General features: G+C 76.8%; 1 protein-coding gene and 1 pseudogene. One reads left to right on the forward strand and one right to left on the reverse strand.

Features of this window, described 5'->3' with window-relative positions; translation table 11 throughout:
* Positions 1-614: glutamate racemase (locus tag V7E46_RS33370; RefSeq protein WP_333771903.1), on the reverse strand; the 614-nt coding region annotated here is incomplete at its 3' end.
* A 68-nt stretch (positions 615-682) separates the two neighbouring features.
* Between V7E46_RS33370 and V7E46_RS33375 the strand changes: the two are divergent.
* Positions 683-1,949 (forward strand): annotated as a pseudogene (locus tag V7E46_RS33375) (glycosyltransferase).
* Positions 1,950-2,197: the final 248 nt, after the last annotated feature.

Genomic DNA, 2,197 nt, shown 5'->3' on the forward strand with positions numbered 1-2,197 from the left:
CCCCCCCCCCCCCCCCCCCCCCCCCCCCCCCCCCCCCCCCCCCCCCCCCCCCCGATCCGGTCGGTGAGCAGCTCGTAGTGCGTGCAGCCGAGCACGAGCGCGCGTACGCCCATCGGGGTCAGTGCCGCCGCCGCGGCGACCGCGGCGTCCACCGCGGCGCTGTCACCGGCCTGCACGGCTTCGGCGAGCCCGGGGCACGGCACCTCGGTGATGTCCGCGGCGCCGCCGAATTCGGCGATCAGCCCGCGCTGGTAGGCGCTGCCCGTGGTGGCGGGCGTCGCCCAGATGGCGACCGCGCCGCCGCCCGCCGCGGCCGGCTTGATCGCGGGCACGGTGCCCACCACCGGCAGGGCCGGCTCCAGCGCGGCCCGTACCGCCGCCAGCGCGTGCACCGACGCGGTGTTGCAGGCCACGATCAGCACGTCGGGACCGCGTTCCGCCGCCGCCAGCGCACACCGCAGGGCGCGTTCACCGACGTCCTGCACGGTCCGCAGCCCCCAGGGCATACCGTCCGGATCGCACGACAGCACCAGATCGGCGTCCGGCCGCATCCGGCGTACGGCCGCGGCGGCGGCCAGCAGTCCGAGGCCGGAGTCCACGAGGGCGATCTTCATCCACTCACCCTACGCGGCACGGCGACCGCGCCACCGCCCGGCACCCGTCGTACGGCAGACTGCCGCGAGTGACGGTGACGACAGTGATCGCAGGGCTGTCCCTGCTGGTGTGGGTGTGGCTGCTGCTGGGACAGGGCTTCTTCTGGCGCACGGACGTACGGCTGCCGCGGCACATTGCCGAGCCCTCCGCATGGCCGACGGTGGCCGTCGTGGTGCCCGCCAGGGACGAGGCGGCGGTGCTCGGGCTGAGCCTGCCGTCGCTGCTGGCGCAGCAGTATCCAGGGCGGGCCGAGATCTTCCTGGTCGACGACGGCAGCACCGACGGGACCGGGGACGTCGCCCGTGAACTGGCCGAGCGGCACGGCGGGCTGCCGCTGACCGTCTCCTCCCCCGGCGAGCCGCCGCCCGGCTGGACCGGCAAGCTGTGGGCCGTACGCCACGGCGTCGGGGGGGGGGGGGGGGGGGGGGGGGGGGGGGGGGGGGGGGGGGGGGCGGGGGGGGGGGGGGGGGGGGGGGGGGGGGGGGGGCGGGCGGGGGGGGGGCGCGCCCCCCCCCCCCCCCACCGGGGCGGAGTATCTGCTGCTCACCGACGCCGACATCGCGCACCGCCCGGACAGTCTGCGCGCCCTGGCCGCAGCGGCGGTCGGCGCGGACCTCGACATGGTGTCGCAGATGGCCAGGCTGCGGGTCGAGACCGGCTGGGAGCGGCTGATCGTCCCGGCGTTCGTCTACTTCTTCTCGCAGCTCTACCCCTTCCGGTGGATCAACCGCCGACGCGGGCGCACCGCGGCGGCGGCAGGGGGCTGCGTCCTGATCCGCGCCACGGCCGTCGACGCGGCGGGCGTCCCCGACAGCATCCGGCAGTCCGTGATCGACGACATCGCCCTGGCACGGGCGGTCCGGCGCTCGGGCGGGCGGATCTGGCTCGGCCTCGCCGACCGCGTCGACAGCGTCCGCCCCTACCCGGACCTCGGCGAACTGTGGCGGATGGTCTCCCGCAGCGCCTACGCCCAGCTCCGCCACAGCCCCGCGGTGCTCCTCGGTACGGTGCTCGGCCTCGTCCTGATCTACCTCGTCCCCCCGGCCGCCGCCATGGGCGGCGCCGCCACCGGTACGTGGCCGCTGTGCGCGCTCGGCGCCGCCGCGTGGGCCGTCATGACGGCGACGTATCTCCCGATACTGCGCTACTACGGCCAGCGGCGGTGGCTCGCCCTCACGCTTCCCTACACAGCCGCGCTGTACCTCCTCATGACCGTCGACTCCGCCGTCCAGCACTACCGCGGCCGCGGAGCGGCCTGGAAGGGCCGCACCTACTCCCGACCCGACCCGACCTAGCCCCTCCGGGGGTTGCCCCTGTCCGCCCGCCCCCGGGCCAGGGGTCCCGCGCTACTCCTGCGCAAGGGGTACGCCTCCCCGGCGCGCCGGGGTTCTGACGGCTCCCCTCGGTGAGGGGGCGCCCGCCCAGGGGTCGCTGTCCGCACACGACGGTCGCGCTCGGCTGGCCGTGCAGGTCCTCGCGCCGCTGAGAAGGCACCCCCATGCCGCAAGGGAAGCCGCACCACCCCCCGTGCCCCGGGGAAGGG

The sequence above is a fragment of the Streptomyces sp. IBSBF 2435 genome (assembly GCF_036815005.1).
Taxonomy (GTDB): Bacteria; Actinomycetota; Actinomycetes; order Streptomycetales; family Streptomycetaceae; genus Actinacidiphila.